A 25,154-nucleotide genomic window follows, 5' to 3' on the forward strand; every position below is an offset into this window, starting at 1 on the left:
GAGCGCGCCCGGTCCCGGCCTGACGAGCGCGCCCGGTCACGGCTGACGAGCGCGCCGGGGTCACGGGGTCGGACGCTGTCCGGGGAGGTCCTGGATCGCGGTCAGGAAGCGCGACTGGTCGTCGCGGAGCGCGGGCTGGGTGAGCCGGATCCACGAGCCGTCGTCGAAGACGACTGTGGAGGCGAGTTGCACGAGCCCGCTCGCGCCCCGCTCGGAGTCGACCCGGGCCACCCGGTCGCGGCGCACACTCCACAGCACCCGCGGTTGACGCCGGTCGGGACGGTCGGCGTCCGGTCGGGGGCCCATCCGCAGCAGATGCAGGTGGGTGTCGGTGACCGCCAGCGGTGTGCCGCTGTAGCGCTCCAGGAAGAGCAGCAGGCTGCCGGCGAGGGTGGCGAGGTCGCCGCTGAAGACGTACCGGCGACGGTAGGCGATCTCGGCGAGCTGCTCGGCCAGCGGCCGGTACTGGCTCAGCCGGAACAGCGCGCGGAACGCCTCCTGCTCCTCGGTCAGCGGGATCGGCTCCCGCTGGGCGGGTTGGTGGGGCAGAGCCGGCTCCGGCGTGGCCAACTCCGGCACGCCGGCGGCGAGGGCGCCGGCATTGCCCGGCAGCAGCAGCACACCCGCGGCCAGCCGCACCGGCGTGAGCACGGCGTCGACCCAGACCACCGGGTTGACGATGTTGAGCAGCCCGAACAGCACCTTCGGGTCGAGCGCGTCGGCCAGTTCCGCGCCGACCTCGTCGGCGAGCTGCCGACCGGCCCGGTGGGTCTGCGACATGCGCACCGGCCCCAGCCCCACGTAGCGGAGCTCCTGCCCGGTCAGCAGCGGCGCCACCAGGGCGCGCTCCGGCTCATCGCTGGTGCGGAACTCGTCACGCAGCTCACGGGCCTTGTCCCGGGCGGCCCGCGCACCGCCGAGCACCGCGTCGGTGAACCGGCCCAGCCGACCCCGCTCCCCTGACATCACCCGTCGCCTCCCTAGCGGCCCGCCGGCTGGCCCGCCGGCGGCTGCCCGAAGACATTCTGGTCGATCCAGTCCGCGCCGCTCTGCACCGCCTGGTCGATCTGGTCGCCGACCTGGTCGCTGCCGGGAACGGAGAGCCCGCTGGTCAACGCGACCGTGCCCCAGGTGACACCGTGCACGACCGAGTTCGGCACGTTCCACGGCAGGTTGGTCGCCCAGTCCCGGGCGATCACCCGGGCGCCGTCGGCGAACCCGTGCGTCCGCAGCGCGCGGGCCCGGTCGAGGGCGCCCATGTCGAACGGGGAACCGGACTTGCCCAGCTTGTAGGTGCCCTTGGTGGGGTCGAGGAACTTGTGGTGCCACTTGTCGAGCTTGCCGGCGGCGCGGCGCTTGTCGGCGTACTTCTTGCCGGTGCGCAGCGCCTTCTGCATGTCGACCAGCTTGTCCAGGTGCGCGCGCAGCTTGCGCAGGTACAGCAGAACCCGTTGGAGCAGGCGGATGACCTTCTGCAGGTGCACCGCGAGCGGCCGGATGACCTTCAACATCCGGGTGACCACGATCAGGCCCCGGGTGACGGCCACGCCCACGCCGGCCGCCCAGGACGCGCCCATGGTGATCGGCGCCATCAGCAACGCCGTCACCAGCGTCACCAGGAGGAAGTTGACGAACTCCACGCAGATGTCCACGAGCACGTCGTGCACGGTCTGCAGGCCGTCGGCGACACTGCGCAGGTACTCCGCGGTCGCGGCGAACTGCTCCGCCACGTCGAGGAGTTGCTGCTCCACATCGGCCAGCCGCTGGCCGTACGCCACACCGGAGGGTGAGCGCCACCCGGCCTGCGCGGACTCCCGGGTCCCACGGTGCCCCTGCGCCAGGTCGCGCACCTGGGTGGCGAGCGCGTCCCACTCGGCGGCCTTCGCGCGCAGCACGGCGGGCTCGCCGTCGACCAGGTCGACGAGCTGGATCAGCGGCCACGCCAGGGTCCGGCAGACACTGTCGACGGCGTCCTGCACACCGGAGAGCGCGCTGTCGAGGCCGTTCCACAGCTGGACGGCGCTACCGGCGGGCCCGCTCATCCGGGCAGCCCCGCCTGGATGGCCTTGAACCCGGCGTCGAGCTCCCGTTCGTTGTGCTCGTACGCCTCGGCCGTGTCGGCCAGCGCCTTCGCGACCCGGGCGAACGCGCCGTTCGCGGCGGCGAACAACTCCTTACCGCCGGTGACCTGCTCGGCGTACTTGTCGCGGAGCATGTCGCTGGCGAACGGCAGATGGCCGAAAGCGTCCGACGGCACGTCGCCGGCCGAGACGATCTGCCCCTCCAGCGCGGCGAGCGAGCTGGCGACCTGCTTGGCGGCCGTCTCCAGTCGACGGACCGCCAGCACGTCGACATCGATATCCGATGGCATGCCGTTCCTCCCCCCATGAGTCGAGCGCACCGACGATACGATCTTCCGGCCGCCGGGCACCACCCGGTCGCACGATCCACGGGGAGGAATCTCATGACGGACCCGACGTCGGCGTTCGACGCGCTCGCCGGGCGGATCGCCGACATCGAGCGTCGGTTCGCAGGCCTTCACGACGATCTGGCCGAGCTGTCCGGCACCGCGGCCGACGAGAGCGGCCTGGTCTCGGCGACCGTCGACGCCACCGGCGCACTGACCGGTCTCACCCTCGCGCCCGCCGCCCTGCGCGCTGGCACGGAGGGGGTGGCCGAGCTGGTGCTCGACGCGTACCGGCGGGCTCGCGAGGTCGCTTCCGCGCACGTAGACGAGCACACCGAGGGGTTGGACGTCGCGCTCGGCGCGGGGCTCGGCGACCTGTTCGGCACGCCGGGGGACTTCTCGGCGCTGGGCCGGCTGGAGGAGACAGTGGCCCGGCTCGGAAGGCTGGACGATCGTCTGCCGGGCGCACCGGCGTGACCTCGCCGTCGACGTCGCCGACCTGGCCGCAGATCGCCGCTCGGCTGCGCGACACCGTCGCCAGCTGCGACCGGGACACCGACCTGGAACTCACCGCCGGCCCGCGCGGGATCCGGCTGCTGGTGCGCCGCCAGGTGGTTCGGGTGATCTGCCCCGGCCACGACCACGCACGCCTGGCCGCGCTCGGCTGGCACCGTTCCAGCGGCGACGAGGGCTGGTGGTACGAGGCTCCGCGCACTCCGGAGCAGGTGGAACAGCTCAGTGTCTTCGTGACCCGTACCGCCGCCGAGGTGCTGACCGACGAGCCTGGCGCGCTCTCCTGCCGGGCGCTGCCGCCGGCAGCAGGCCCCGGGCCGGCAGCGCCGCCAGCAGGGCGACCGGCCGCCAACCGGCCGTCAGCGGCCGAGGCGGCACCCGTCGACGCCGAGCCGGCGGCGGTGGTGGCACCCGTCGAGGCGGCACCCGTCGACGCCGAGCCGGCGGTGGTGGCGGTGGCGGCACGCGTCGAAGCCGAGCCGGCGGTGGTGGCGGCACACGTCGAGGCCGGGCCGGCGGTGGCGGCACGCGTCGACGCGGCGGAGGCGGAGCCGGCGGTGGCGGCGGTGCTCGCCGCGGCCGTCAGCCGGCGTGACCTGCCCGGCTACCTCGCGGCGCTGGCCGCCGCCACGGTGTGCGTCCCGCTGGCCGGGGAGCCGACGCCGGATGCCGACTTCCCATGGACGGTGCTCAACGACGCGACAGGCGCGTCGCTGCTGCCGGTCTTCACGTCTCCGGGGGCACTCGCCGCGTTCACCGGGGACGGGGTGCCGTTCGGCGCGCTGCCCTGCGCCGAGCTGTTCGAGGACTGGCCGGACCCGTCCTGGGGGCTGGCGGTCGACCCGGGCAGCCCCCGGGCGCTCACCTTGGCCGCCCCCGCCCTCGCCGCCCTACTAACGGCAAACCTCCCCACCCCCTGACCCACAGCCCGTCGCCCACCGCCCACCGCCCATGGACTCGTGGTGCCCGATCTTGTGCAATCTCAGACCCTTCGTCGCCCACCACAACTCCATGATCGACGGGGCTGGAGGGCGATGCGCGCGGCGAGTGGGCGCCAGGGGTGGTGAGGGTTCGTCGCCTATCGCGTCGATCTTGCAGTTTTGGTTGCCGCTATAGGGCTGGATGCCCGTTTTGTCGCGACAGGAAGTGCAAGATCGACGCGGCGGGGGCGGGGCGGAGCGGCGCGGAGCGGGGCGGGGCGGCGGGGCACGGCGCGGGGCGGGGCGGGGCGGCGGGGCGGGTGTGGGGCACGGCGGGGCCGCGTTGTTGGTCACTCCGGAGGGGGTGGCGAACGGCCGCTGGGCTGGGCAGCATGGATGGCATGGACTACGAGTACGCGCCGCTGCGGCTGCCGCCGAACGTCGACCGGTTGACCGCCACGGCGCAGTTGGCGATCCAGGCGGAGTTCTCCGGATGGGAGTTGGCCCGGGTACGGCTGTACCGGGACGGCACGCGCCAGGTGGTGCTGCGCCGTCGGCGGGTCAACCAGCCGCAGCCGGGCCTGTCGTACTGACGACCGGGCGGTGCCGCCCGGGGCCGGAGCCGGCCCCGGGCGACACCCGGCCTAGTGCTGGTGCCCGGCCTAGTGCTGGTGCCCGGCGTGGTCGTGGTCGTCGTCGAGCTCCAGGAACGGGTGCTCGTCGAGCCGACCGACCAGCCGGTCGTCGGCCGCCGGTTGGAACGGGCCGACCGCGTCGTCGTCTTCGAACGACTCCAGGTCGACCGGGGTGCCGACCTCGCTGACCATGACCACCCCGTCGAGGGGTTCCAACTCGGGGACGTCCAACGCGCCGAGCGAGCCGTCACCGCTCTGCAGCAGCTCCAGCACCGCCTCGCCGACGCCCTCCACCGGAGCCGGCTCGTCGTCCTCCGGGGTGCCCTCGCGGCGGGCCGCCTCGGCCGCCCGCAGCAGCGCGGAGACGCTCGGCACCCGGTAGTCGCGACGCTGACGAACCGAGATCACCCGGGGGTGCGGGTCGCTGGCCTCGGCGCCCTCGCCGCCGCCGAAACGCTCGTCGGCCTCGTCCGGGTCGATCGAGTCGACATCCCACGGCGTCACCTCGCCGAAGGCGTCGAGCAGCCGCTCGTCGTACGCGTAGGAGGCGTTGTTCAACGCCACGTACGCCTGCCAGACGTCGTCGTCGTCGACGCGGCCCTGCGCGGCGCGTACGGCGGCCAGGTGGTGGCGGGCCGCTTCGATCACCCGCTCGAGAGCGGCGTCCAGCTCACCATGCTGGTCGGTCATGTGGGGCAGTCCCTTCACGATGGGGGGTTGCGCGCCGGCGGCCACGGCCGGACACGACTAGCAGGTGCGCAGGAACCGGTCGAGAACCCGCACGCCGAACTGTAGTCCGTCCACCGGAACGCGCTCGTCGATGCCGTGGAACAACGCCGAGAAGTTCAGGTCGGCGGGCAATCGGAGCGGGGCGAAGCCGAAGCAGCGGATGCCGAGCTGCGAGAACGCCTTGGCGTCGGTGCCTCCGGAGAGCATGTACGGAACGGGCCGCGCCCCCGGGTCCTCCGCGCGCAGGGCCGCCGACATGGCCTCGACCAGGTCACCGTCGAAGGTGGTCTCCAGCGCCGGCTGCCGCTGGACGTACTCGATCGCGATGTCCGGGCCGACCAGCTCGCGCAGTTGCCGCTCCAGCAGCTCGGACTGGCCGGGCAGGCTGCGGCAGTCGATGGTGGCGGTGGCCCGGCCGGGGATGACGTTGTCCTTGTAGCCGGCGCTCAACCGGGTCGGGTTGGCGGTGTTGCGGATGGTCGCGCCGATGATGTTGGCGATGGGGCCGAGTTTGGCGATGGCCGTCTCCGGGTCGTCCGGGTCCAACTCGATGCCGAGCAGGTCGGAGACCTCCGTCAGGAAGGCCCGCACGGTGTCGGTGACCACGACCGGGAAGCGGTGCCGGCCGATCCGGGCGACCGCCTCGGCGAGCGCGGTGACGGCGTTGTCGTCGTGCATCATCGAGCCGTGCCCGGGGCGGCCCTTGGCGTGCAGCCGCAGCCAGTCGATGCCCTTCTCGGCGGTCTCGATGAGGTAGAGCCGCTGGCTGTCGTTGACCGAGTAGGAGAAGCCGCCGACCTCACCGATCGCCTCGGTGCAGCCGTCGAAGAGGTCACGGTGGTTGTCCACCAGGAAACGCGCCCCGTAGTCGCTGCCCGCCTCCTCGTCGGCGGTGTACGCGAGCACGATGTCGCGCGGGGGTCGTACGCCGGTGCGCTGCCAGTGCCGCACCACGGCGAGCACCATCGCGTCGAAGTCCTTCATGTCGATCGCGCCCCGGCCCCAGAGGTAGCCGTCGCGCAGCTCGCCGGAGAACGGGCCCACCGACCACTCGTCGGCGTCGGCGGGCACCACGTCCAGGTGCCCGTGCACCAGCAGGGCGCCCCGGCTCGGGTCGGTGCCCGGGATGCGGGCCACCACGTTCGCCCGGCCCGGCGCGGACTCGTGCAGGACGGACTCCACGCCCACCTCGGCGAGCTTCTCCGCCACGTACTCGGCCGCGAGGCGCTCGCCGACGCTGGTGTCGTTGTCACCCGTGTTGGTGGTGTCGATGCGCAGCAGGTCGCGGCAGAGGTCCACGACCTCTGCGGTGGGGTCGGGTCGGGCGGGGGCGGCATCGCTCGTCATCGCCTCTTCATACCAGCCCGAGCTGGTCGACAGGCCGGCGCGGGTGCACGCATCGACGGGTCGGTTTCGCCGTGGCCGCGTTCGGGTATCGCCGCCCACGACCGTACGTCCCGGCCGGAGCTTCCGCCCGCCAGTCGAGGAGGGCACCATGTCCGCTGTTCCCCTGCCGCCGCTGCCGCCCGCGCCCGCACCCGAGGAGGGCTACCGGCCCGGCGGCAGCAGCATCGCCGACATCGTGGACCGGGAGCACCGGCAACTACTGGCGCTGCTGGAGCAGCTCTCCGGCCCGGACAGCACGCCGCAGGAGGGGCTGGCGGTGCTCACCGCCGCGCTGTCGCGGCACCTGTCCGCCGAGGAGCAGTACCTGCTGCCGGCGGTGCGTGCGGCGCTGCCGACGGCCACCGAGCGGGTGGACGCGGAGATCAACGCCGACGCGGCCCTGCTGAACGCCCTGAAGGGACTCACCGACGAGTCGTTGACCGAGGTCACCGAGCGGGTCCGTCGGCATGTCGACGGGGTGGGCGCGCTGGTCACCGAGCTGCGCGCGGTCGCGACCGAGGAGGAGCTGATCCGGCTCGGCAACCGGCTGGAGATCGCCGAGGAGGCCGCGCCGACCCGACCGCATCCGGGCACGCCGGCCAACCCACCGTGGAACCGGATCGTGGAGCCGGCGGTCGGGGTGGTGGACAAGGTCCTCGACGCGGTGACGCGGCGCCCGACGTACCTGGCGGACCTGCCGGAGCCACCGCGCGAGCAGTGACCGGCGACAGCCGGCAATGCATTCATTATCACCGATCCACTCGGGCTATTCCGCCAGCAGACCCCGTAGTCCTACCGTCACCCTATGAACCTGGAGCTGCGTCACCTGCGGGTGGTCTGCGCGATCGCGGAGACGGGAAGTGTGACGAAGGCGGCGTCGGCGCTCGGCCTGGCGCAGCCGGCGCTCACCGCCCAGCTTCAACGCATCGAGCGGACGTTGGGCGGCCCGCTATTCGACCGGGACCGGCGCGGGGCCCGGCCCACCGCGCTCGGTGAGCTGGTGCTGGCCCGCGCCCGGGTGTTGCTGCCGGCGATGAAGGGGCTGCAGGACGAGGCCGCCCGGCTGGCCGGGGCGGGTGACACGCCGCCGTGCTACCGGTTCGGTGGGGTGAACAGCCCGATCCTGGGTCGGCTGGTGCACCGGTTGGCGGCCGAGCAGCCGCCCGCCCAGATCACCACGTACGCGTCCTGGTCGGTGGACGAGTTGGCGCAGTTGGTGGCGGGCGGTCGACTGGACTTCGCGCTGGCCGGCGTGTGCGGCGACGCCATCCCGTCGGCCGGGTTCGGGTTGAGCTGGCAGGAGGTGGCCGTCGACCCGGTGCTGGTGCTGCTGCCCGAGACCCATCCCCTCGCGGCGCAGGACGAGGTACGCCTGGGGGACCTGCGTCACGAGCAGTGGGTCGCCGCGCCGGGCGACGGTTGTTTCGCCGACTGCTTCGCCGCGGCCTGCGCCCGCGCCGGCTTCACCCCCCGCAAGGTGTACGAGACGGACATCCGCGGCTGCGTCGACCTGGTGGACGCCGGGGTGGCGGTGGCCCTGTGCCAGGCGACGTTCCGCCCGGTGAGCGGTCTGGTCACCCGGCAACTCGCCGGGACGCCGCTGCGCTGGCGGCTCCTGCTCGGCTGGCATCCGGACTCCCCCGCCGCCCAGAGCGCGGGGCTGGTGCTGGAGACGGCCAAGGCGGCGTACGTCGACTCGTTGGCGCCGCATCCGGCGTACCTGGCCTGGCTGCCCCGCAACCCGGGGTTCGGCGTCCGGCAACCCACCGGGGTCCGACCGGGCTGAGCGGCCGGTATTCCCGGCCGTTGGCGGTGCGAACCGCCGTGGGCCGGGTATCTGGCGGACATGACCGACCTCTACCCGCCCGCCGACGACCGCGAACTGCTGCGCCAGGCGGCTGCCGCGCACACCGCCGCCACCCGTGCGGTGGAGGCGTTCCTGCGCCGCCTGCCGACGGTGCCCGACCCGGCCGATGTGACCGAGTACGCGAACCTGCTCACCCGGGAGGACCAGACCCGCGGCGACCGGGACGCGGCCGCCGACGCGGCGGGCCTGACCATCGGCAGCCTGGAGCCCGACCAGGGGCAGTAGCACACGGCGACGGTGCCGTCCCGGGTCGGGACGGCACCGTCGTTCGTGAACGTGGCTCAGCGTTCGACGAGCGGGTCGTGACCCAGGTCGAGCAGGGAGTGCCGCCAGGTGTCGTCGGCGTTGCCACGCGAGGGCTTGGCGTCCATCAGCTCGCGGATCCGCTCGACCGCCTCCCGCATCACCTCGATGTCTTCCGGGGTGAGGTCCACCTTGCGCTTGTTGAGCACCTTGAGGATCTCCCGGCCCGGCTGGGGCAGGTCGAGGTTCGGGTTCGGGCCGAACGAATTTTCCCCCGAACCCCGGGTCAGCAGCCAGGTCCGCAGCTGCTCCGACGGGACGTTGACCTCGGCGTGGAAGTCCTCCCAGAGCACTTCCACCTCGGGGTCGATCCGCGTTTCGCGTACCATCAGGTCTCCTCTCCGGGGGGCGGCCCGGACGTCTCCGGGTCGTCCTGGTCGGTCTTCGGATGCAGGCCCTCCGCGGGCACGCGTGTCCGGCGGGGGTTGGCGGTGGGCGCCGCCAGGATCGGGTCGGGATGCTCGTCCTCGTCCCGGGGTTTCCCGGACTCCGCGGGCTCGTGCGGGTCCTCGTGTTCGTCCCTTCCCGCCGACCCGCTCATCGCGGGTGTGTGGTCGTGGCGGCGGTGTACCCCCGCTCGCCCGCGGTCACGTCGAAGGTGAGCGCGCCGTCGCGGACGTCCACCGTGACCTTCTGCCCCGGCGAGATCGCCGACTCCAGCAGCATCCGCGACAGGTGGTTGTCCACCTCCCGCTGGATCACCCGGCGCAGCGGGCGGGCGCCGAACTCCGGCTGGTAACCGTGCTCGGCGAGCCAGTCGATGCCGGCGGTGGTGAACTCCACCTGCAGGTCCTGGGCGTGCATGCGGCGGCGGGTCTCCTCCAGCAGCAGCGCGGTGATGTCGCGCAGCTGCTCGGCCTCCAGCCGGCGGAAGATGATGACCTCGTCGATGCGGTTGAGGAACTCCGGGCGGAAGTTCTCCTGCAGGCGGCGCATGAGCCGCTCACGCAGCTCGTTGCTCTCCTGCTCGCTGCCCACGTCCCCGGTGCCGAAGCCGACCGAGCGTTGGGCGCCGGTGATCAGCTCGGAGCCGAGGTTGCTCGTCATGATCAGCACGGTGTTCTTGAAGTTCACCGTGCGACCCTGGCTGTCGGTGAGCCGCCCGTCGTCGAGCACCTGGAGCAGGATGTTGAACACGTCCGGGTGGGCCTTCTCGATCTCGTCGAGCAGCACCACCGCGTACGGGCGGCGGCGCACCGCCTCGGTGAGCTGACCGGCCTCCTCGTAGCCGACGTATCCGGGTGGGGCGCCGACCAGACGGCTGACCGTGTGCCGTTCCTGGAACTCGCTCATGTCCACCCGGATCATCCGGTCCGCCTCGCCGAACAACGCCTCGGCCAGCGCCCGCGCCAACTCGGTCTTGCCGACTCCGGTCGGGCCGAGGAACAGGAAACTGCCCATCGGCCGCTCCGGGTCGGCCAGCCCCGCCCGGGAACGGCGTACGGCCTCGGCGACCGCGGTGACCGCGTCGTCCTGACCGACCACCTTCTGGTGCAGGTGGCCCTCCAGCCGCAGCAGCCGGTCGCGTTCCTCCTCGGTGAGCTGGCTGACCGGGATGCCGGTGGCACGGGAGACCACCTCGGCGATCTCCTGTGGGCCCACCTCGGGCACCTGCGAGCCGGACGAGTCGCCCTCGCCGTTCGCACGACGGATGGCCTCCTCCAGCTCGGCGATCCGGTCGCGCAGCGCGGAGGCCCGCTCGTACTGCTCGTCGGTGACGGCCTGTTCCTTGTCCCGGCGTACCTCGTCGAGCTCCTGCTCCAGCTCCCGCACATCGGACGCGGGGGTACGGGTCCGCAACCGCACCCGGGCGCCGGCCTGGTCGATGAGGTCGATCGCCTTGTCCGGCAGGAACCGGTCGGTGACGTACCGGTCGGACAGCTCGGCGGCGGCGACCAGCGCCTCGTCGGTGAAGCGCACCTGGTGGTGGGCCTCGTAGCGGTCGCGCAGCCCACGCAGGATGGCGATGGTGTCGTCGATGCCGGGCTCGGGCACCAGCACCGGCTGGAAGCGTCGGGCCAGGGCGGCGTCCTTCTCGATGCTCTTGCGGTACTCGTCCAGCGTCGTCGCGCCGATCACCCGCAACTCACCCCGGGCGAGGGCGGGTTTGAGCATGTTGGAGGCGTCCATCCCGCCCTCACTGCCGGCGCCACCGGCCCCGACCAGGGTGTGGATCTCGTCCATGAAGATGATCAGCTCGTCCCGGTGCGCCCGGATCTCGTCGATCACCTTCTTCAGCCGCTCCTCGAAGTCGCCCCGGTAGCGGGTCCCGGCGACCAGGCCGGCCAGGTCGAGCTGGATGACCCGCTTGCCGAGCAGGGTCTGCGGCACGTCGCCGTCGCAGATTCGTTCGGCCAGCCCTTCGACGATGGCGGTCTTGCCGACACCGGCCTCGCCGATCAGCACCGGGTTGTTCTTGGTACGCCGGGACAGGATCTCCACGGCCTGCTCGATCTCGTCGGCCCGGCCGATCACCGGGTCGATCTGGTCGTTGCGGGCCAGGTCGGTAAGGTCCTGCCCGTACTGGTCCAGGGTGGGGGTGCCCCGGTCCGGCTTGGGCCCGGTCATCGGCCCGCGCTCGGCGTTGGCGGCCTGCAACGACTCGGGTTGGATCCGGCCGGCGGCCAGCATCCGCCCGGCCGGCGACTCCGGGTTGAGCGGCAGCGCCATCAGGATGTGCTCCGGGCCGATGTAGTTGGCGCCCATCGCCCGGGACAACTGGTGGGCGTCGAGCAGCGCCCGCTTGGCGGCCGGGGTCAACGACAGGTTGGGCGGCACCTCCCCGCGCGGCGCGCCGTCGCCCTTTCCGCCGAGGGCGTTGAGCAGGGTGTCCGGGTCGGCACCGGCCCGGCGTACCAGGTCGCGCAGTGGTTCGCGTTGCAGCGCCGCCCAGAGCAGGTGGTCGGTGTCCAGGTCGTTGCTCTGCCGTTGCGCGGCCCGCCGGGCGGCATCGGCCAGCATCTCCCGGGCGTCGGCCGTCATCAGTCGGGTGATGTCGACCCGGTGCGGTGGTCGGCGCCCTCCCTCGCCCCGGCCGAAGTACCTGGCCAGGAATTCGTCCCACGGGTCGGAGCCGATGTCACCGGGTCCCATCATGTCTGTCCTCCGCAGTAGGGCTCGGCACGGTCGGCAAGGGCTACCCGGCGCGCGGCCCGACAAACGCCGCAGGTGGCGGAGCACCGGCATTCCGGGAGTGGCGTCGGGCCGGGGCCGGCCGATGGTGGCAGGCTGACGTCATGGATGAGACCCCGCTGCTGATCGTGGATGGCGCCAACGTGGTGGGCTCCCGCCCGAACGGGTGGTGGCGGGACCGGGCCGGTGCCGCTGCCCGGTTGCGCGACTCGCTCGCCCCGGTGGCGACCGTCGGGCTACCGGCCCGGCTGACCGCCCCGGTGGAGGTGGTCCTGGTGGTCGAGGGGGCCGCGCGCGACGTGCCGGGCACCGAGGGCGTCCGGGTGGTCTCCGCCGCCGGCTCCGGCGACGACACGGTGGTCGAGCTGGTGGAGGGCGCGCCACGGCGTCGGCGGCTGGTGGTGACCGCCGACCGGGAGTTGCGCGGGCGGGTGACGGCGCTGGGCGCCGAGGTGTACGGCCCGCGCTGGCTTCGCGAGAACCCGACCAGCAACTGAGAAATTCTCGCACTGGGACTCCCACAGATCGGACTCCCGGCACTTCCGGTGGCCTTCCGGACAGGCGGGTAGGAACACCGCCAGGGCGGATGTTCTTTCCCGACCGCCGATAGGCTCTAATGGAGATCTCCCCGCCCCCAGGAGGTTTCGCCGTGGCGAGCGTCGCCGAGCTGAAGGCTGCCATCGATGTCGCCCTCCAACAGATCGGAGACGGGCAGACAGCCGTGCAGGCGGCCGGCGAAAAACTGTCCGAGGCCCAGCAGACCCTGGCCGGTGCGCTGGAGGGCAGCGGGCACGAGACGGTGGAGGCGGCCCAGGCGTCGCTGACCCAGGCCAGCCAGGAGCTGGAGGAGTGTCTTGCCGCGACACTTGTCGCGGTGGAGCAGGCACAGCTCTACGTCTCCACCCTGTAGGCCGCCGTGTCCATCATCGAGGATGTCGGCGGGCAGGTCCGTGCCGCCACCGAGGAGTTCCCGCATGCCCTGCTCGGGCAGGCGCTGGAGAAGTTCGGCCTGGCCGCGGAACGCCTGCGCTGGGTACGGCAGGAGTCGGCCAACCCGATGGGGGTGCCCGAGCTGTCCGCCGCCACGGAGCACGCCGAGAGCGCCGGCTACGCGCTGCGGGTGGCGCAGGAACAGCTGTCGGCCTACCTGACGGCGATCGGGCTCGGCGCGGACGGCGCCCCGGCCCCCCGCCCTGAGCAACGCGCTCCCCGACACGACACGCCACCGGTGTCCGGGCCGAACGTGGTCGCGCCGGAACCGGCCGAGCAGGTGCGAATGCGCCGCTGGTGGTCGGTGCGGGTGGCCGAGCTGACCGGCGGGCGCGAGGGCGCCGACGACGAAGCCGACGAGCGGGTGGACGACTCCCAGGAGTTGCTGCGCCGAGTGGTGGGTGGTGTCCGCTCCGGCGACCGGGACCGGCTCCGCAAGGAGCTGCGCCGGGCCCCGGCCGACGTCGGGCTGGGCATGGCGGCGCTGGCGCCACCGCTGCTGCGCGAGCTGGCCGGTGAGCTGCTGGGGCACCCGCCTCGCGCCACCGACCTCGGGCGGCTGCGCGGCGAGTTGGACGGCCGCGTCCGTGACCTGCTGCCCGGGTTGCCGCCGCCGGTGCTGGAGACGCTGCTGACCCGGATGTGCCGGATGCCGCCGCCGCGCGCCTCCGGGGAGCCACCGCACGCCGCCGACTCCGCGGTGACCGCCGGGGTGGCGACCGGGCTGCTGCTCGCCCGCCTCGGCCGGGACCTCCCCTCCGACGGCGCGAGGGACATGGCGGGTGCCAACCAACGCTCGGATGGCCCGCCGCCGCGCTCCGGTGGCCCGCCGCCGCGCTCCGGTGGGCTGCCGCCGCGCTCCGGTGGGCTGCCGCCGCGCTCCGGTGGGCTGCCGCCGCACTCGGGCAGCCCCTGGCGGGACGCGCCGACGCGTCGGGGCTCCGATGGCTGACCGGCGCGGCCAGCTGGCCAGCCGGGTCCGGGACCTTCTCGCCGAGGCGCTGGGCGCCACCCGTACCCGCCTGTCCGCCGCCCAGGCCGACCTGACCGCCGGGCGGGAACGACTGGCCCGGGTCCAACGGGCCGCCTCCGCCGTACCGCAGCGGGTGGGCGCCCAACGCGACCGCCGCATCGCCGAGATCGACGCCCGCTACTCCGCCCGGATCGCGGAGCTGGCCCGCCGGGCCGCCGACGCGGCCCGCCAGGAGGCGCCCGGTTGCGCGGGAGCCGACTGGGCGGGGTGGACGCCGACGCCGGCCCGCCGCGCCGAGCCGCCCGGCGCGCTGCGCGTCGGCACGGTCCGGATCGACGGCGTCGACCCGGTGCCCGCGCTGGTGCCGCTGCTCGACGCCGGGCACGTCCACCTCTCCGGGGACGACCGCGCCGGCTGCGACGCGGTGGTGGCCGCGTTGCTGCTGCGGGCCGTCGGCCGCGCCGACCCCGGGGCGGTACGACTGATCGGGTACGACCCGGACCAGCTCGGTGGTGGCCTCGCCGGGTTCGCCCCGCTGGGCACGGCGGGGCTGCTCACCTTCGTCGGCCCCGGCGGGCTGGGCCCGTTGTTGGACGACCTGGTGGAGCAGATCCGCCGGATCAACGAGACGGTCCTCGCCGGCGAGTACGCGTCGCTGCGCGAACTGGCTGCGGCGACCGGCCGACGACCCGAACCGTGGCGGGTGGCGGTGCTGCTCGGTGGGGAGGAGCTGAACCGGCACGAGCGCGGGCAACTGGATCGGGTGGTGCGTGCCGGCGCGGCCTGCGGCGTACACCTGGTGGTGCACGGTGCCCGGTTGCCGGACGATCCGACGGTGACCCGGGTGGCGGCCGGGGTGTCCGGCGCGCGGATCGGCGGTTCGGCCGGGCTGCCGGTCCGGTTGGACCCACCGCCACCGGCGGCGCTGGTCACCGAGACCTGCCGGGACGTCGCCGCCCGGGTGAACGCGGGCCCGCCGCCGATCCCCTTCACCGACCTGCTGCCCCCGCCCGAGCTGATGTGGCGGGAGGACTCCGCCGACGGGCTGACCGCGCCGATCGGTGAGGGCCCGCACGGCCGGCCGGTGCGGGTGACGCTGGGCGACTATCCGCCGCACGCGCTGATCGGCGGGCCGTCCGGCACCGGCAAGACCAACCTGATCTTCGCGTGGATCGGCGCTCTGGCGGCCCGCTACTCCCCCGCCGAGCTGGAGTTCTACCTGCTGGACTTCAAGGAGGGGGTCTCCTTCGCACGGTTCGCGCAGGGCAGACGCGACCCGAGCTGGTTGCCGCACATGCGTCTGGTCGGCATCAACGTCAACACCGACCGGGAGTTCGGTCTGGCGCTGCTGCGCTTCCTCGCCGAGGAGTTGCGCCGACGTGCCGACGCGGCCAAGAAGCACGAGGTGACCAAGCTGGCCGAACTGCGGGCTGTCGACCCGACCGGGCACTGGCCCCGCATCGTCGCGGTGGTGGACGAGTTCCAGATGTTGCTGGCCGGCCGGGACGTGGTCGCCCGCGAGGCGGCCGACCTTTTGGAGGACCTGGCCCGGCGCGGCCGGTCCCAGGGCATCCACCTGGTCCTCGCCTCGCAGGACGTGCGGGGCATCGAGGCACTGTGGGGCCGCCCCGCGTTGGTCGCCCAGTTCGCCCTACGCATCGCCCTGCCCAAGGCGCTGCGCATCCTCGCCGAGCGCAACGACGCGGCGCAGTCGCTGCCGCGCTGGCACGCGGTGGTCAACGCCGAGTCGGGAATGGTGGAGGGCAACGAGATCGCCCGCATCCCGTCGGCCAGCGACTGGGAGACCTGGAGCGAATTGCAGCACCGGCTGTGGCGGATGCGGGCCGCCGACGCCGCGCCCGCCCGGCTCTTCGACGGCGACGCGATCCCCCGGCTGGCGGACGCCCCGGACTTCCGGGCGCTCGCCGTGCCTCCGGACGGGAGCGCGCCCCGCAATCCCGTGGCGGTGCTCGGCGAGATCATCGACGTGCAGTCCCGCTCGGCGGCGCTGCGGCTGCCGCGCGCACCGGGCCGCAACCTGGCGGTGCTCGGCACCCGGGTCGACGAGGCGTGCGCGGTGCTGGACGCGGCGGCCCGGTCGCTGGCCCGCCAGCACCCGCCGGGCACCGCCCGGTTCTCCATCGCCTGCCTCGACCCGGACGCCGACCCGGTCGCCCGCGCCCTCTACGACGACCTGGCCGACGACGCCGCCTGGTACGACGAGGAGACCGTCGGCGAGTTGATGGCCGAGACGGCGGACGGGCTGAGGGGCCCGGGGATCCCGCACTACCTGCTGCTGTTCGCGGTCGACGCGGCAGCGGGTGCGCTGGCCGCCCGTGTGGGTCGGCGGACCGGCCTGGAGCAGCTGCGCCGGATCCTGCACGACGGGCCGGAGCGACGCACGCACGTGCTGGCCTGGTGGCGGGGCGTCGCCCGGATGCGCGCCGACCTGGGAGGGCCGGCTGCCCGCACGGACCAGATCGGCGCCTGGGTGGCCCTGGACGCGCACGGCGGTGAGCTGGGCTCGTCGCTCTACCCGGGCACCGGGGGCCCGGACTGGTATCCCCGCCCCTGGCGGGGGCTCTACTTCGACCGGGCGGTCCACCGCACCGGACAGGTGATCATCCCGTATGGACCGACACGATGAACGAACCGGTGACCAGCGAGACGTACGCGGCGCAGCTGCGGCGGTTGGCCGACCTCACCGCCCGGGTGCGCGAGCAGCGCGCCGAGGCGCACACCTGGCACGAGCGACAGTGCGCTACCGCCGAGCGGGCCGTCGCCGACGCGACCGAGCAGCTCCAGAGCGCCGAGGAGGAGCTGGTCGCCGCCCGTGAGCTGCAAAAGCGGGTCGACGGCGAGGTGGCCCACCTGTGGGGGTTGCTCCGCTCGCGCCTCGGTGCCCGCCGCCTCGGCGGCCCGCCCGCCCCGGCGAACGGCGTCGGGGCCACCGACCCCGTGCCACTGCTCGCCAAGGCCCGTGACCTGCTCGACCGGGCCGGGCAGCCGGGCGAGCTGCCGGGTTCGGTCAACCCGCTACTGGCGCTCTGCGGGGTGGCCGGCGGGGTGCTGGCGTACGCGCTGGGCGTCGGCGCGCGTGCGCTCGGCGTCGGGTACGGCGGCGACCTGGCCGTCGGCCTGCCGGTGCTGGCGCTGGTGGTGACGCTGCTCGGGCCGCTGGTCGGCCTGGTGCCGGCCCGGGTGCTGGCCGACCGCCGACACGCGGTGCTCGGGCCTCGGCCGATCACCGTGGTGATCGGGGCCGGTCTGCTGACGACCGTGCTGCTGCTGATCCTCGGCCGCTGATCCGACGAACGGTCCCCGGGTGGCCGCAGTCAACGACCGGACCTGGCGCTCGGGGCGCGAGACAGCGCTAGCTAGACACCGGCATTCCCGGCTCATCCCTGTTTGGACGAGTTCGGAAAAAGGCTCTGAGCCAGGGCCAAGGTTTCGGGATGGTCTGTGCCCAACACCCGCTTGCGACGTTCGAGAGTCTCCTCGTCAAGAGCGCGCGCCTCTTGGAGACTCCCCTCCCGGCGCAGAATTTCAGCGAGGATGGCCGCCGCCTGCAGAGTGCTGCGGTGGTCGGGACCAAGCCTGCGGCTGAGCTCGGCAAGGGACAGGCGACCAGACGTCCTCGCCTCGTCCAGTTCTCCGAGATTCGCGAGGTCGAGAGCGAGTTCGGCCTTGGTAATCAGGGTGTCCGGATGATCGTGACCAAGCACGACTTCCCGGCGGCCCAGAATCTGGCGGTGCAGAGCCCTCGCAGCTTCGTGTTCACCAAGCTCGGACATTCGATTAGCCAGATTGTTGGCGGAAAGCAGAGTCCTGGGATCATCGTCACCGAAGATCCGCCTCAGGCGGGTGAGAGTGTCCTGGTTCAACTGCCGTGCGTCCTCATATCTCCCGACGTCGGCCAGGGCCCTGGCGCAGTTGCCAGCCGAAGACAGGGTCTCCGGATCGTCCGGACCGAGCAGGCGCTGCAAGCGGGCAAGTGTGTCCGTCTCGATGCCCAACGCGTCGGGATGCGCCGGGGGGAGCGTCGCCGACTGACGCCGAGCTGCCCGCAGGACATCCAGATCGTCGCTGCCCAGCGATTGAGCCCATCTCTCGCGAGCGGTCCGGGCGAGCTCATTCGCTGATGCGGCCTGTCCGGACAGCTCCAGATACCGGGCGGCATCGAGAACGACACTTCGATAATCCTGGCTGCCCGCGTCGGCGGATCCGGACGCCAGCCGTAAATGCGGGCCAACGTGAGCCGTCAGGATGGACCACAGCGGCCAGAGGGTCAACTCAGAGGGGTCGTCGGATCGATTCGCGGCGAGCAACTCACCGGCCAACTGCCACTGCCTGCTTCGCGTCCGTACGGTGAGCAGATCGCGCACGACTGCCGCCGTCGTGCGGTGCACCACGAGCGACCCCCCGTCCGAGTCGAGCCGCGCAAGGCCGAATTCCACCAGCCGACCCACCGATGACCTCAGTTTGACGGGTGAGGCCTTGGCCAGGGCGCTTCGACTTCTCTCCTGCGGCATACGAGTGAGCCAGGTGAAGGGAATCGGCTCTGGTCCCAGGAACGAACACAGATTCAGGATGCCGACCCCGACGGGGTCCTCAACACCGAGCCGTTCGACGGAGAGCGCGACCACCGCGGCCAACGACAGTTGATATCCGACCGGCCTGCCGCGGTCCAGAATCTCGATCGCATGGGCTTCCATCGCATCGACGTACTCACTGGGCCGCATGCCCGTTGCCACCATGAAACCCGCCGCTTGCGCTACCGCCAGGGGCAGATCGCCCACCGCGTTCGCGACCCTGTCCGCGTCCGACGGGCTGATCCCGCTGAGCTGCGCTGTCAACAAGGACACCGACTCCGTCCGGGAAAAGACATCCACTTGAATCAACGCTCCTAGCTGATTCCAGTAGCTGGCTCGCGAGGTGATCAGCACTTGGCCAGCACCATCGGGAATGACCGGTGCAACGAGCCCGGTTCCCGGCATGTTGTCGAACACCACCAACCAGCCCCGGTGGCCGCGCAGCCAGCCCCGGGCCTTCTCGGCAGCATCCTTGACTGGTGTTCCTTCGGTTGCTTCACCCACTTCGACAGCCAACGCCGCCAATTGTTCTGTTACGAGCGGAGGCTGTTCGGCAGCGATCCACCAGATCACAGAAAACCGCTCTTTGAATCTGTGCGAATATTCGACTGCCAGACTTGTCTTACCGGAACCACCTATGCCGTGCAGACAGACGACAGATGATTCGAGTCGCAGTTGAAGTTCGTCCAGTATCTCTTCTCGGCCGGTGAACAACGGATTCCGATTCGGCATTCGACGCGGGCCTGGCTGCTCAGCCCTGGCGGGGACAGCGCTCCTGGATCTCCGGCGGGGCCACAGCAACACCACCTCGGACCCCACACACATCAGAGTTATGACGCCCAAGGTCAACCACGGATTCTGTCGTACCAGCTCAAGGAGCCTGGGCCAACGCTGCTGGTCGGAAGCTGCGTTAGCTGCAAGGCCGCCCAGCGCAGCCAATATCGGCACACCGGCCACGACCCATCCGGCCGAGCGGCAACCATCAGAACCCATGGACGAATCCCTTCGCGGCACCGTCCCCCACATCCAACAGGACGTCGCGTCTGGTGTCACTGACCGTTCACCAGGTCCTCGGGATGTGAAAGCGCCCTGGGCAGGGTGCACCCAGGGCGCTGCGCCCGCCCTCGACGCGGCCGGTCAGGCCGGGACCAGGACGGCCTCGCGGAGCAGCCGGCGGGCCAGGGTGACCCGGTCGGCGTCGTCGGGCAGGCCGGGCAGGTCACCAACCCGGGTGACGGTGCCGGTGAGCAGGGCGCGGGCGGCCGGCTCGCAGCTCGCCGGCAGGGTGATGGTGCGGTCGAAGAGCCGCACCGCCACCGTGCCCGAGTCGTGCGGCACCAACTGCCAGCGCAGGCCCGGCCGCAGGGTGACCCGCGAGTCGGCGTCCAGGGTGGCCAGAGCGTCGGCCTGGGCGAGGGGTCGGATCGGCGCCGGGCGGGCGGCCGGCCAGGCGCGTTGCCGCAGCCGCGCGGCGACAGCGCCCGGGTCGGCGCGCAGCAGCCAGTCCCGCAACGCCTCCACGGTCTCGGTCAGCTCCGGCTCGATGGCGTCCGGGTCGGCGACGTCGGTGCCGAACGGCAGGCCGGCCCGCAGCCGCTGATCGTCGGCGGCCAGCGCCAGCAACTCCTCGACCAGGGCGTAGCGGGTGAGGGCACGGATGCCCACGGTCAGGTGCAGTGAGCTGGCGTCCTGGGCCTGTGCGCTGTGCAGCCACCCCCGGGGCAGGTAGAGGGCGTCGCCGGGGGCGAGCACCACGTCCAGCGCGGCCGGGCCCTGCGCGGTGGCGCCGACCTCGTCGGCGCGGCCACCCCACGGCTGCTTCTCCAGCGGGTCGGGCAGCACCGGCGGGTGGATCCGCCAGTGCTTGCGGCCGTCGACCTGCAACACGAACACGTCGTGGGTGTCGTAGTGGGTGGCGAAGCCCTGACTGCCGGCCGGGGTCAGATAGGCGTTGATCTGCAACGGCTGGTGGAGCGCGAGACCCAGGTCGCGGGCGAAGTCGACGAGCGGCGGCCAGATCCGGTGCAGACCCTGCAACACCAGCGTCGCCCCGGACGCGTACTGCTCCAGGACCCGCTCGTCGAGCACCTGGTCGCCGATCTCGGCCCCCGCACCGCCGCCGCCGGTCCAGCGCGCCGCCGCGACCAACTGCCCGTCCTTGGCGATGCGCAGGAACGGGGTACGCAGACCGCGCCGGCTCAGCAGCTCGTCGGCGTCGGCGGGGCTGAGCAGGTCGGTGAAGCCGGCCGGGTTGGGCAGGTCGGCGGCGCGGGACAGCAGCGGTGTGTGCCCCCAGTGCGCGGCGGCGAACTTGGCCGGTTCGACCGAGACGCAGCGGGTCAGTGCCGTGGTGGTCTCGGCGGACGAAACCGCCGGGCGGCCGTGGTGGCCGCCCGGCGGGTCGAGGTACGTCATGACGTGCCGCTACCGGGCGCTGCCGTCAGCGCCACCGTCCTGCTGACCAGGAGTCGCACCACCGTCGGCGGGACCCTCCGCGCCACCATCGGCGCCACCATCGTGCTGACCAGGAGTCGCACCACCGTCGGCGGGACCCTCCGCGCCGCCATCGGCGCCACCGTCGTGCTGACCAGGAGTCGCACCACCGTCGGCGGGACCCTCCGCGCCGCCATCGGCGCCACCGTCGTGCTGACCGGGGGTCGCGCCACCGTCGGCCGGGCCCTCCATGCCGCCGCCACCAGTGGTCTGCATGTCGTCATCGTTGAGTGCCATCGGTACTCCCTCGGGTGTGCCGCCCCGCCGTACGCCGGGGTCCGTCGTGCTGCGGGTGGTACCCCACGCGCGATCTTCTCTAACCCTCACCGTAGACGCCGAACCGGGGCGACACGGGCAGTTCGCGAGCGGCGGCACAGAGTGCCAGGATGGGGTGGTGATCGTGGTGGGCACGTCCGGCTGCACGAGGGGCGGGCACGGCCCTGGCCCCGCTACGGCCGCGCCGCGCTGCGGTCCTGGGTGCGCCGGCTGACCGACGTCTTCGGCGCGGACGAGCCGGCGTACGTCTACTTCAACAACGATCCGGGCGGTGCCGCGATCGTGGACGCCGTCGCGTTCGCCGCGCTGGCCCGTCGTGCCGGGCACCCGGTGTCGCGGGTGCCCACCGCCGCCGAGGCGACCGGCGCGGACGGCTGAGCCCGCCCGACTACTGTCGGGCGGGCTCACGGTGTGTCAGGCCGTCACGGCATCATCACGGCGAGGTCCTTGGGCATGGTGTCCTTCACGTCCTGCCACTCGCCCTGGGTGACGTGGCGCCGCAGCGTGTCCAGCACCACCTGCGTCACCCGCTCCGGGCCACCTTCCGCGTCGTACGGGAAGCCCTGCCGCACCTCGAAGAGGAAGTCGTCGCGGTTGAGCTTGATCGGCACGTCGGACGGAACCCAGCCGTCGAAGTAGATGCCCCGGACCAGCACCGGCAACTGCTGGGCGAACTCCACGCTCTCGTTCACCGGCAGCCGATCGCGCAGCAGGTGCAACACCGTGCGCAGGGCCGCGTACGACTGGTTGCGCCGATCCTTCGGCCAGCCGTAGGCGTCCTCGATGTCCTTGAGGATGAGGTTCGTCTTGTCCAGCGAGGACTCGAATGCGGAGTGCATCGTGTCAGCCATTGGTCGACCCCCGTTCCGTGGTGTCCCACCGTCGGTCGTCGGCACGGCGCGGTGGCCCCGTCGGGCCACGGCGGGCGCGCACCGGGCTGCCCTGCGGGGCGCGCCGGGCGTTGTCGGCAGTGCCGACCACGTGCAGCACGGCACCACGCCGTCGATCCGTCACCAGTCGAACCGTCATCCCCGTCACCTCCGTGTCGTCTCCGGCGTCGGCCGTCAACACGCGGCCGTACCCACCGCGTCCACCCTCCCCACGGCGCGGGTGAGGTGGCACCACCCGAATCGGGTGAGGTCAGTCGACGTCGAGGAGACCGGCGAGGGTCTTCGCGTTGGTCTGCGCGTAGTCGCGGTAACAATTGTTCATGAGGACGTGGGTCTGCCCGGCCTGGTCGGCCAGTTCGCGCAGCTTCGGCGCCCAGTCGGCCAACTCCCGCTTGGAGTAGTGGTAGCCGAACTTCTCGTGGATGTCCTTGCTCGTCCACTTGTCGCTGTGCCCGTGGAACCGCATGACCGCGAGATCCGCGGTGGCGGCCAGCACCGGGGGCAGCGACGAGCGGTGGCCCTGCGGCATGTCCACACAGACGTACGGCAGTTTGTGTTCGCGCAGGAACGCCAGGGTCTCGTCGGCGTTGTCGCCGTCGAACCAGGAGGCGTGCCGAAACTCGTACACCGGGCGCAGTGGCGCGCAGCGCTTCGCCACCTCCAGCAGGTACTGCTTGTTGGCCCGCTTGATGGTGAACCAGGGAGGGAACTGGAACAGCAGCGCGCCCAGCTTGCCGGCCTCGACCAGCGGGTCCAGCGCGGACAGGAAGCGCGTCCACACCTCCTCGTACGACTGCGCGGGCAGGTCGTCGGGGTAGACGTTCTTCTTGTCGGTCTCGGGGCGCAGGTCCTTGTAGAGCGCGCTCACCCGGGTGGGGTGCCCGGTGAGCAGACTGAACGCCTTGATGTTGAAGGTGAAGCCGGCCGGGGTGCGCTCGGCCCACAGCCGCGCGGTCGCCTCAGCCGGCGGCGAGTAGTAGGTGGCGTCCACTTCGACCAGCGGGAACTGCCGGGCGTAGTAGGCCAACCGCTTCTCCGGGGTGTCCGCGGTCTGCGGATACCACCCCGAGTCCAGCAGTGTGCGGTCGGTCCAGGACGCGGTGCCCACCAGGATGTCACCCATTTTGCAAGTCCATCGCGTCGCGGACCGACCGGCAACCGCTGGTGTGCCTCAGGCCGCCCGCCGCTCGCGGGTCTGCTTGCACGTCACGCAGGTGGTGGCGGACGGGAAGATCTCCAACCGCTCCACCGGGATCGCCGCCGAGCAGCCCTCGCACCAACCGTAGGTGCCCTCCTCGAGCCGGCCGAGGGCGTGCTCGTACTGGGCGCGACGGTCGAGGATGGTGCGCAGCAGGGACTGGGCGGTGTCCCGCTCCGCCGTCTTGGTGCCGCTGTCGGCCTGGTCGTCGCCGGCGGTGTCGCCGACCTCCACCAGCCGCAGCACCTGGCTCTGCAGCACCGCCTGGTCGTACTCCCCGGTCAGCTCGTCGTAGCGCGCCTGGAGCGACTCCCGGATCTGCTCGATCTCCGTCTGGGACCGGGTGGTACCGACCGTGTCGTGGACGAGCATCGCTGCCTGCCTTTCTGGGCCTCTGCCTCAAGGTGAACCGGGTGCCGGCGGCGCGGGGCCTCGGTCACGGTCGCGTTCGGTACGCGGGCGGTCACCCGCGCTCTGTGAGCCGGGCGAGTACCCGCCCGATCAGCCGCGCAAACCGACCGGATCCGGTTGTTGTCAGCCGGGCGTGCCGGGCTCCACGAGCGCCGGTCGGCGGGGGTCGTCGGCGCGTACCACCACGTCGGCGAAGCTCGCCGGGACGACCTCCTCCGCGTACCGGTCGAAGGCCGGCAGCGCCCACTCCTGGGCTGGTGCGGTACGCCGGCGCAGCGCCGCCGGTGACAGCTCCAGGTGGACGGTCACGTCGAAGGGCAGCCCGCCGCCGAGCAGCAGCGAGCCGCTGACCAGGACGACGCCGCCGGGTGCCAGGTCGACGTAGCGGGCGCGGCTGGCCCGGTCGGCGTCGGCGTCCCAGAGCGACGGGAGCAGTCGGCCGGTGCCACCCGGACCGGCCGGGTCGAGCACCTCCCGGCGTAGCCCGGCCCCGTCGACCCAGGCCTCGTAGAAGGAGTCCGGGTTGGTGCGGCCCAACTCGAAGCGCAGTGAGGCCGGGCGGAGGAAGTCGGTGGCGCGGACGTGCAGCACCGGGCGGCCCTGGGCGCGCAGCGGGTCGACGAGCGCCGCAGCCAGTTCGTCGGCGCCGGCGGCGGGGGCGCCGTCCACCGCCACTCGCAGCCGTGCGGGCCCGGCGGCGGCGGTCGCGGCGCGGGTGGCCGCGTCGGCCAGCCGGCCGGTCAGCTCGGTGACGAGCAGGTCGGGCGAGATGGGGCGGATGCGCACCGGACCATCCTGCCCCGCGCCGGGCGCCTCGGCGACGCCGGTCAGCCGGTGCGGTCGATGGTGACCCGGGCGTCGTCGGCCAGCCGGTAGCCGACGCCGTAGACGGTGGTGACCAGCGGGACGTCCACGCCGACCTTGCCGCGCAGCCGACGCACGTGCACGTCGACGGTGCGCACGCCGGCGTGCTCGTAGCCCCAGACGGCGTTGAGCAGCTGCAGCCGGGTGAACACCCGGCGCGGGTGGGCGACCAGGTGCAGCAGCAGGTCGAATTCCAGCCGGGTCAGCGGCAGCGGCTCCTCGTCCCGCAGCACTGAGCGCGACGAGGCGAGGATGTGCAGGGCGGGAATGGTCGGGCTGATCGGGCGGGCCGGCGACCGGCTGGCGGGCGCCTGGTCGGGGCGGCGTTCGGCCGGAACCGAACCGATGATCACCCCTTCCCCCCGTTCCAGCATCTCGCGGGCGGCTTCCAGCAGCCGACGTGCCGCCGGGGTCAGCGACTCCTCACAGGCCAGCGGAATGGACAACGTCACGGTGAGCACGGGCGCGGCGGTGTTCGCCGGGCGACGCTGCCCGCCGGGAGGTCGACCGGGCACCGCGGGCTGGGACGTATGCCATCCGGCGCGCGACGAGGCGGGGCTGACCGACATGGTCCT

Annotated in this window: 29 protein-coding genes; 12 read left to right on the forward strand and 17 right to left on the reverse strand. The window is 72.6% G+C overall.

Annotated features, from left to right (window positions below; translation table 11 throughout):
- Positions 1–60 precede the first annotated feature (60 nt).
- From V6U86_RS25815 to V6U86_RS25825, 3 genes are read right to left on the reverse strand one after another with little or no spacing between them, the layout of a single operon-like run.
- Positions 61–969, reverse strand: coding sequence for a hypothetical protein (locus V6U86_RS25815; protein ID WP_334507445.1), 909 nt, complete (start codon positions 967–969; stop codon positions 61–63).
- 11 nt (positions 970–980) lie between these two features.
- Entirely contained in the window at positions 981–2,042 is a 1,062-nt protein-coding gene (locus V6U86_RS25820; RefSeq protein WP_334507447.1) for a WXG100 family type VII secretion target, read from the reverse strand.
- Positions 2,039–2,371 (reverse strand): hypothetical protein, encoded by a 333-nt coding sequence (locus tag V6U86_RS25825; RefSeq protein WP_334507449.1) that lies wholly within the window; start codon positions 2,369–2,371, stop codon positions 2,039–2,041. Before V6U86_RS25825 ends, V6U86_RS25820 begins: the two co-directional genes overlap by 4 nt.
- A gap of 93 nt (positions 2,372–2,464) precedes the next feature.
- Between V6U86_RS25825 and V6U86_RS25830 the strand changes: the two genes are divergently transcribed.
- From V6U86_RS25830 to V6U86_RS25840, 3 genes are all read left to right on the forward strand, one after another.
- Complete coding sequence (locus tag V6U86_RS25830; protein ID WP_334507451.1) at positions 2,465–2,884, forward strand: YbaB/EbfC family nucleoid-associated protein; 420 nt, start codon at positions 2,465–2,467, stop codon at positions 2,882–2,884.
- Complete coding sequence (locus V6U86_RS25835; RefSeq protein ID WP_334507453.1) at positions 2,881–3,840, forward strand: SseB family protein; 960 nt, start codon at positions 2,881–2,883, stop codon at positions 3,838–3,840. Before V6U86_RS25830 ends, V6U86_RS25835 begins: the two co-directional genes overlap by 4 nt.
- A gap of 401 nt (positions 3,841–4,241) precedes the next feature.
- Positions 4,242–4,433, forward strand: a complete 192-nt coding sequence (locus V6U86_RS25840; RefSeq protein ID WP_238685861.1) for a DUF5703 family protein — start codon at positions 4,242–4,244, stop codon at positions 4,431–4,433.
- Positions 4,434–4,502: 69 nt separating this feature from the next.
- Here V6U86_RS25840 and V6U86_RS25845 read toward each other — a convergent pair whose 3' ends face one another.
- Both V6U86_RS25845 and V6U86_RS25850 read right to left on the reverse strand, forming a co-directional pair.
- A complete protein-coding gene (locus V6U86_RS25845; protein ID WP_334507456.1) occupies positions 4,503–5,165 on the reverse strand; it encodes a hypothetical protein in 663 nt (220 codons plus the stop codon).
- Positions 5,166–5,222: 57 nt separating this feature from the next.
- On the reverse strand, positions 5,223–6,551 hold the full coding sequence (locus V6U86_RS25850) for a M20/M25/M40 family metallo-hydrolase (RefSeq protein ID WP_334507458.1): 1,329 nt from the start codon (positions 6,549–6,551) through the stop codon (positions 5,223–5,225).
- Between the two features lie 148 nt (positions 6,552–6,699).
- On the opposite strand from V6U86_RS25850, the gene V6U86_RS25855 reads away from it, so the two are divergent.
- From V6U86_RS25855 to V6U86_RS25865, 3 genes are all read left to right on the forward strand, one after another.
- Positions 6,700–7,311, forward strand: coding sequence for a hemerythrin domain-containing protein (locus V6U86_RS25855; RefSeq protein ID WP_334507460.1), 612 nt, complete (start codon positions 6,700–6,702; stop codon positions 7,309–7,311).
- A gap of 84 nt (positions 7,312–7,395) precedes the next feature.
- The gene (locus V6U86_RS25860) at positions 7,396–8,376 is read left to right on the forward strand and encodes a LysR family transcriptional regulator (protein ID WP_334507462.1); all 981 of its coding nucleotides are present in this window, start codon (positions 7,396–7,398) and stop codon (positions 8,374–8,376) included.
- Between the two features lie 60 nt (positions 8,377–8,436).
- Positions 8,437–8,682 carry a hypothetical protein gene (locus V6U86_RS25865; protein ID WP_124821707.1) on the forward strand — a complete coding sequence of 82 codons (246 nt, stop codon included), beginning with the start codon at positions 8,437–8,439 and terminating at the stop codon, positions 8,680–8,682.
- A gap of 56 nt (positions 8,683–8,738) precedes the next feature.
- Here the strand turns inward: V6U86_RS25865 and V6U86_RS25870 are convergent, their stop codons facing one another.
- Genes V6U86_RS25870 through V6U86_RS25880 form a run of 3 tightly spaced genes read right to left on the reverse strand, consistent with a single transcriptional unit; the run spans position 8,739 to position 11,856 of the window.
- A complete protein-coding gene (locus tag V6U86_RS25870; protein WP_334507466.1) occupies positions 8,739–9,089 on the reverse strand; it encodes a DUF3140 domain-containing protein in 351 nt (116 codons plus the stop codon).
- Entirely contained in the window at positions 9,089–9,301 is a 213-nt protein-coding gene (locus V6U86_RS25875) for a hypothetical protein (RefSeq protein ID WP_334507468.1), read from the reverse strand. Before V6U86_RS25875 ends, V6U86_RS25870 begins: the two co-directional genes overlap by 1 nt.
- Positions 9,298–11,856: an ATP-dependent Clp protease ATP-binding subunit gene (locus V6U86_RS25880; protein ID WP_334507470.1), complete on the reverse strand. Its 2,559-nt coding sequence runs from the start codon at positions 11,854–11,856 to the stop codon at positions 9,298–9,300. The genes V6U86_RS25875 and V6U86_RS25880 overlap by 4 nt, the downstream gene beginning before the upstream one ends.
- Positions 11,857–11,996: 140 nt before the next feature.
- On the opposite strand from V6U86_RS25880, the gene V6U86_RS25885 reads away from it, so the two are divergent.
- From V6U86_RS25885 to V6U86_RS25905, 5 genes are all read left to right on the forward strand, one after another.
- Positions 11,997–12,389, forward strand: coding sequence for a hypothetical protein (locus V6U86_RS25885; protein WP_124770817.1), 393 nt, complete (start codon positions 11,997–11,999; stop codon positions 12,387–12,389).
- 152 nt (positions 12,390–12,541) lie between these two features.
- Positions 12,542–12,802 carry a hypothetical protein gene (locus tag V6U86_RS25890; protein WP_030332749.1) on the forward strand — a complete coding sequence of 87 codons (261 nt, stop codon included), beginning with the start codon at positions 12,542–12,544 and terminating at the stop codon, positions 12,800–12,802.
- 6 nt (positions 12,803–12,808) lie between these two features.
- Positions 12,809–13,834, forward strand: coding sequence for a hypothetical protein (locus tag V6U86_RS25895; RefSeq protein ID WP_334507476.1), 1,026 nt, complete (start codon positions 12,809–12,811; stop codon positions 13,832–13,834).
- A complete protein-coding gene (locus V6U86_RS25900; protein WP_334507478.1) occupies positions 13,827–16,502 on the forward strand; it encodes an FtsK/SpoIIIE domain-containing protein in 2,676 nt (891 codons plus the stop codon). Before V6U86_RS25895 ends, V6U86_RS25900 begins: the two co-directional genes overlap by 8 nt.
- A complete protein-coding gene (locus V6U86_RS25905; protein WP_334507480.1) occupies positions 16,499–17,161 on the forward strand; it encodes a hypothetical protein in 663 nt (220 codons plus the stop codon). Before V6U86_RS25900 ends, V6U86_RS25905 begins: the two co-directional genes overlap by 4 nt.
- A 92-nt stretch (positions 17,162–17,253) precedes the next feature.
- Here the strand turns inward: V6U86_RS25905 and fxsT are convergent, their stop codons facing one another.
- The 3 genes from fxsT to V6U86_RS25920 all read right to left on the reverse strand — a co-directional run bounded on the left by fxsT (position 17,254) and on the right by V6U86_RS25920 (position 21,177).
- A complete protein-coding gene (gene fxsT / locus V6U86_RS25910; RefSeq protein ID WP_334507482.1) occupies positions 17,254–19,179 on the reverse strand; it encodes an FxSxx-COOH system tetratricopeptide repeat protein in 1,926 nt (641 codons plus the stop codon).
- A 405-nt stretch (positions 19,180–19,584) separates the two neighbouring features.
- On the reverse strand, positions 19,585–20,862 hold the full coding sequence (locus tag V6U86_RS25915) for a cupin domain-containing protein (RefSeq protein WP_334507485.1): 1,278 nt from the start codon (positions 20,860–20,862) through the stop codon (positions 19,585–19,587).
- A 9-nt stretch (positions 20,863–20,871) separates the two neighbouring features.
- Positions 20,872–21,177, reverse strand: coding sequence for a hypothetical protein (locus tag V6U86_RS25920; protein WP_334507487.1), 306 nt, complete (start codon positions 21,175–21,177; stop codon positions 20,872–20,874).
- 141 nt (positions 21,178–21,318) lie between these two features.
- Between V6U86_RS25920 and V6U86_RS25925 the strand changes: the two genes are divergently transcribed.
- Positions 21,319–21,594 (forward strand): DUF72 domain-containing protein, encoded by a 276-nt coding sequence (locus tag V6U86_RS25925; protein ID WP_334507490.1) that lies wholly within the window; start codon positions 21,319–21,321, stop codon positions 21,592–21,594.
- A gap of 44 nt (positions 21,595–21,638) precedes the next feature.
- Here the strand turns inward: V6U86_RS25925 and V6U86_RS25930 are convergent, their stop codons facing one another.
- The 6 genes from V6U86_RS25930 to V6U86_RS25955 all read right to left on the reverse strand — a co-directional run bounded on the left by V6U86_RS25930 (position 21,639) and on the right by V6U86_RS25955 (position 25,148).
- Positions 21,639–22,067, reverse strand: coding sequence for a DUF2267 domain-containing protein (locus tag V6U86_RS25930; protein WP_334507493.1), 429 nt, complete (start codon positions 22,065–22,067; stop codon positions 21,639–21,641).
- The gene (locus V6U86_RS25935; RefSeq protein ID WP_334507495.1) at positions 22,060–22,245 is read right to left on the reverse strand and encodes a hypothetical protein; all 186 of its coding nucleotides are present in this window, start codon (positions 22,243–22,245) and stop codon (positions 22,060–22,062) included. The genes V6U86_RS25930 and V6U86_RS25935 overlap by 8 nt, the downstream gene beginning before the upstream one ends.
- A gap of 111 nt (positions 22,246–22,356) precedes the next feature.
- Positions 22,357–23,229 carry a DUF72 domain-containing protein gene (locus V6U86_RS25940; protein WP_124775981.1) on the reverse strand — a complete coding sequence of 291 codons (873 nt, stop codon included), beginning with the start codon at positions 23,227–23,229 and terminating at the stop codon, positions 22,357–22,359.
- Positions 23,230–23,277: 48 nt separating this feature from the next.
- Complete coding sequence (locus V6U86_RS25945) at positions 23,278–23,676, reverse strand: TraR/DksA family transcriptional regulator (RefSeq protein ID WP_124775979.1); 399 nt, start codon at positions 23,674–23,676, stop codon at positions 23,278–23,280.
- Positions 23,677–23,838: 162 nt separating this feature from the next.
- A complete protein-coding gene (locus tag V6U86_RS25950; RefSeq protein ID WP_334507497.1) occupies positions 23,839–24,501 on the reverse strand; it encodes a uridine kinase in 663 nt (220 codons plus the stop codon).
- A 41-nt stretch (positions 24,502–24,542) separates the two neighbouring features.
- Positions 24,543–25,148 carry a winged helix-turn-helix domain-containing protein gene (locus tag V6U86_RS25955; RefSeq protein WP_334507500.1) on the reverse strand — a complete coding sequence of 202 codons (606 nt, stop codon included), beginning with the start codon at positions 25,146–25,148 and terminating at the stop codon, positions 24,543–24,545.
- Between the last annotated feature and the right edge of the window lie 6 nt (positions 25,149–25,154).

Origin of the sequence: Micromonospora sp. CPCC 205558 (assembly GCF_036902955.1) — a bacterium.
Taxonomy (GTDB): Bacteria; Actinomycetota; Actinomycetes; order Mycobacteriales; family Micromonosporaceae; genus Micromonospora.

What these genes read in the sequence shown, in the direction of transcription:
- V6U86_RS25930 (WP_334507493.1), bottom strand. Translation starts at nt 22,067, where the DNA reads ATGGCTGACACGATGCACTCCGCATTCGAGTCCTCGCTGGACAAGACG.
- V6U86_RS25940 (WP_124775981.1), bottom strand. Translation starts at nt 23,229, where the DNA reads ATGGGTGACATCCTGGTGGGCACCGCGTCCTGGACCGACCGCACACTG.
- V6U86_RS25875 (WP_334507468.1), bottom strand. Translation starts at nt 9,301, where the DNA reads ATGAGCGGGTCGGCGGGAAGGGACGAACACGAGGACCCGCACGAGCCC.
- fxsT (WP_334507482.1), bottom strand. Translation starts at nt 19,179, where the DNA reads ATGCCGAATCGGAATCCGTTGTTCACCGGCCGAGAAGAGATACTGGAC.
- V6U86_RS25915 (WP_334507485.1), bottom strand. Translation starts at nt 20,862, where the DNA reads ATGACGTACCTCGACCCGCCGGGCGGCCACCACGGCCGCCCGGCGGTT.
- V6U86_RS25955 (WP_334507500.1), bottom strand. Translation starts at nt 25,148, where the DNA reads ATGTCGGTCAGCCCCGCCTCGTCGCGCGCCGGATGGCATACGTCCCAG.
- V6U86_RS25855 (WP_334507460.1), top strand. Translation starts at nt 6,700, where the DNA reads ATGTCCGCTGTTCCCCTGCCGCCGCTGCCGCCCGCGCCCGCACCCGAG.
- V6U86_RS25935 (WP_334507495.1), bottom strand. Translation starts at nt 22,245, where the DNA reads ATGACGGTTCGACTGGTGACGGATCGACGGCGTGGTGCCGTGCTGCAC.
- V6U86_RS25850 (WP_334507458.1), bottom strand. Translation starts at nt 6,551, where the DNA reads ATGACGAGCGATGCCGCCCCCGCCCGACCCGACCCCACCGCAGAGGTC.
- V6U86_RS25820 (WP_334507447.1), bottom strand. Translation starts at nt 2,042, where the DNA reads ATGAGCGGGCCCGCCGGTAGCGCCGTCCAGCTGTGGAACGGCCTCGAC.
- V6U86_RS25905 (WP_334507480.1), top strand. Translation starts at nt 16,499, where the DNA reads ATGAACGAACCGGTGACCAGCGAGACGTACGCGGCGCAGCTGCGGCGG.
- V6U86_RS25900 (WP_334507478.1), top strand. Translation starts at nt 13,827, where the DNA reads ATGGCTGACCGGCGCGGCCAGCTGGCCAGCCGGGTCCGGGACCTTCTC.
- V6U86_RS25945 (WP_124775979.1), bottom strand. Translation starts at nt 23,676, where the DNA reads ATGCTCGTCCACGACACGGTCGGTACCACCCGGTCCCAGACGGAGATC.
- V6U86_RS25840 (WP_238685861.1), top strand. Translation starts at nt 4,242, where the DNA reads ATGGACTACGAGTACGCGCCGCTGCGGCTGCCGCCGAACGTCGACCGG.
- V6U86_RS25885 (WP_124770817.1), top strand. Translation starts at nt 11,997, where the DNA reads ATGGATGAGACCCCGCTGCTGATCGTGGATGGCGCCAACGTGGTGGGC.
- V6U86_RS25845 (WP_334507456.1), bottom strand. Translation starts at nt 5,165, where the DNA reads ATGACCGACCAGCATGGTGAGCTGGACGCCGCTCTCGAGCGGGTGATC.
- V6U86_RS25920 (WP_334507487.1), bottom strand. Translation starts at nt 21,177, where the DNA reads ATGGCACTCAACGATGACGACATGCAGACCACTGGTGGCGGCGGCATG.
- V6U86_RS25825 (WP_334507449.1), bottom strand. Translation starts at nt 2,371, where the DNA reads ATGCCATCGGATATCGATGTCGACGTGCTGGCGGTCCGTCGACTGGAG.
- V6U86_RS25860 (WP_334507462.1), top strand. Translation starts at nt 7,396, where the DNA reads ATGAACCTGGAGCTGCGTCACCTGCGGGTGGTCTGCGCGATCGCGGAG.
- V6U86_RS25870 (WP_334507466.1), bottom strand. Translation starts at nt 9,089, where the DNA reads ATGGTACGCGAAACGCGGATCGACCCCGAGGTGGAAGTGCTCTGGGAG.
- V6U86_RS25880 (WP_334507470.1), bottom strand. Translation starts at nt 11,856, where the DNA reads ATGATGGGACCCGGTGACATCGGCTCCGACCCGTGGGACGAATTCCTG.
- V6U86_RS25830 (WP_334507451.1), top strand. Translation starts at nt 2,465, where the DNA reads ATGACGGACCCGACGTCGGCGTTCGACGCGCTCGCCGGGCGGATCGCC.
- V6U86_RS25865 (WP_124821707.1), top strand. Translation starts at nt 8,437, where the DNA reads ATGACCGACCTCTACCCGCCCGCCGACGACCGCGAACTGCTGCGCCAG.